The 2,672-nt window shown below is 50.4% G+C and carries 4 protein-coding genes; 3 read left to right on the top strand and 1 reads right to left on the bottom strand.

The genetic code is table 11. The features are described from left to right. The coding region (locus ACTHSP_RS19330; protein WP_440346708.1) for a class II fructose-bisphosphate aldolase at window positions 1–167 on the bottom strand (167 nt) is incomplete at its 3' end. A 150-nt stretch (window positions 168–317) separates the two neighbouring features. On the opposite strand from ACTHSP_RS19330, the gene ACTHSP_RS19335 reads away from it, so the two are divergent. The 3 genes from ACTHSP_RS19335 to ACTHSP_RS19345 all read left to right on the top strand — a co-directional run. Further along, window positions 318–746: an acyl-CoA thioesterase gene (locus tag ACTHSP_RS19335; protein ID WP_440346706.1), complete on the top strand. Its 429-nt coding sequence runs from the start codon at window positions 318–320 to the stop codon at window positions 744–746. A 1-nt stretch (window position 747) separates the two neighbouring features. Beyond that, a complete protein-coding gene (locus ACTHSP_RS19340) occupies window positions 748–1,644 on the top strand; it encodes a tyrosine recombinase XerC (RefSeq protein ID WP_293203627.1) in 897 nt (298 codons plus the stop codon). A gap of 351 nt (window positions 1,645–1,995) precedes the next feature. Further along, a partial coding sequence (locus ACTHSP_RS19345; protein ID WP_440346707.1) for an energy transducer TonB occupies window positions 1,996–2,672 on the top strand: 677 nt, incomplete at its 3' end.

Genomic DNA, 2,672 nt, shown 5'->3' on the forward strand with positions numbered 1-2,672 from the left:
TATTTGCGTGCGCCTGCGGATGCTTGAACGATAACGGGGGCGTTGACTTGGTCGGCCGCCTCCATGATGGCGCGCATCTGTTCGAGGTTGTTAACGTTGAATGCGGGCAGACCGTAGCTGTTTTCGGCTGCATGGTCCAATAATTGGCGCATGGATACGAGTGCCATGAGGAGCTCCTGAGGTAGTGAAGGGTAAATTTATTCGATAAATTATAATGTTTTTTGAAATGAAAAACTACAAGCTGTTACATTGTTTTTATATATTAACGAACAGGGTCTCGGTTTATAATGGCAGAGTATTGAAAACGGGTGTGCAAAATGGATAGGATTTTGGTGGCCGAGTGTGATAAGCCTTTGTTTCAGACGGCCTTGACGGTGCAGGTGGGCGATGTGAACTATGGCGGCAATCTGGCGAATGATGCGGTGTTGCGTTTGTGCCATGAAGTGCGGATGCGTTGGCTGGCGAAGCTGGGTTGGAGTGAAATGGATGCAGGAGGGGCAGGCCTGATTATGGCGGATGTGGCGGTGCAGTATTTGGCGCAAGGTCATCATGGCGATGAACTGTCGGTAGAAATGGGTGCGGCAGGCGTGGCCGGTGTGGGCTTTTCTTTGCTGTACCGTATCTGCAGGATTTCAGATGGCCTTGTGCTGGCGAAAGTGCAGACAGGCATGGTGTGTTTCGATTATGGTAAGCAGCGTGTCTGCCGTTTGCCTTCGGCATTGAAAACGGCATTGGAGGCCGTCTGAAATGGCGGAATCAAACAATTTTGCGCTTCATCTTGAACGCTATCTGAAAACCTTGCTGCAACAAGGCAAGTCGGAGCATACCGTTTCCGCTTATCGGCGCGATTTGAGTGAGTTGATGCGCCTGTTGCCCGATAATCTTGAAAACGGCCTGCCGACGCGCCGTGATTTTGTGGTGGTATTGAAAAAGCTGTCGCAAAAGGGCTTAAGCGAAAGTAGCTTGGCGCGGAAATTGTCGGTGTGGCGGCAGTATTGCAGTTGGCTGGTGCAGATAGAAGTCATGGAAAGCGACCCGACATTTAATATGAAAGCGCCGCGCCTGCCCGAACGCCTGCCCAAAGCGCTGCCGCAAGAACCTTTAAACCATATTCTCGACCATGCGCCTGTTGATGACGAATTGGACGTGCGCGATAAGGCCATGTTTGAATTGATGTATGGCAGCGGTTTGCGCCTGAGCGAGATACAAGGTTTGAATCTGGACGGTATCGTCTTGGACGAAGGCTGGGTCAGTGTGAAGGGTAAAGGCGGCAAGCAACGGCAAGTGCCTTTAGTGGCTAAAAGCATTGCGGCATTGCGCGATTATTTGGCAGTGCGTATTACCAAAGAGGGCGAGCAGGCCTTGTTTACCAATAAGAACGGCGGCAGGCTGGGGCAACGTCAAATCCAAAAACGCCTGCAGGCGTGGGCAGTGCGCGTGGGCAGTGCCAGCCATATTTCACCGCACATGATGCGCCACAGCTATGCAACCCATCTTTTGCAGGCATCGGGCGATATCCGTGCCGTGCAGGAATTGTTGGGACACAGCAATCTTTCCGCTACGCAAGTTTATACAAAGCTGGATTTCGACCATTTGGCGCGTGTTTATGATGAAGCGCACCCAAGGGCGAAGCGGAAAAAATAATTTTGTTTGAGTCAGGCCGTCTGAAAGAATGTTTTCAGACGGCCTGATATTTTATGGATAAAAAATACAGATGGTTTGAAACTATTTGAATTTTTATCGGTCTGATGAGGTTTCAATATCGGTCTGATGTGCGGATGGCATAAAGATTGTAAGAGGCGATGGCTTTTACAATACCGTTTATCTTTTCAGACGACCGCTTGTTTGATAATATTAGTAATGAGAGCTAATATCATATTATGATATGCAGCCTTTAAAACAGCAGGTCTATAACTTTCTATATAAGCATTAATGCTTATTTTGACTGTAAAACGACTTGCAAACGGGAATTGTTGCTATTAACATAACGGAATTATGGATAAAAAACGAATTTTAACTCCAGCCGTCGTGACTTCCGTTGCGTTGATTCACGTCGGCTTGGTTGCACTTTTATGGCACGCGCACAAACCGCCTCCTGTCGAAATGGCGAATATTGAATTTGTCGATTTGGGCGATTTCGGCGGTGGCGACGGCAGCCCTGAAGGCGAAGGCGCACCTGCCGCCCCCGAGCCTACCCCCGAACAACCAAAACCCAAGCCGAAGCCCAAACCTAAGCCTGTCGAGCCGCCCAAACCTGTTATCAAACCTGTGGTAACGAAAAAAGAAAAAGCGGATATCGTACAGCAAAAGGAAAAACCGAAACCTATCGAGAAACCTAAGCCCGAGCCTAAGCCGGAACCTAAACCAGAGCCGAAGCCCGAGCCAAAACCTGAACCAAAACCAGAGCCGAAGGCAGAACCTAAACCATCTCCCAAAGCATCTGAACACTCAAGCAGCAAAACCGGGCCGAATACTGCTGAAAACGGTAAAGGCAACGGCGAAGGCAAAGCCTTGGGCGGAGAAGGAAAAGGCAACGGCGGCGGTACGAAAGGTACAGGCAGCGGCCGTGGCGAAGGCAGCGGATCCGGCAGCGGCGGTGCGAAAGGCGAACATGGCTCCGGTACCGGTGGCGGAGGTGGTGGCAGCGGTACAGGTGCCGGCAGCAGTAAAGG

The sequence above is a fragment of the Neisseria sp. P0001.S005 genome (genome assembly GCF_051963715.1).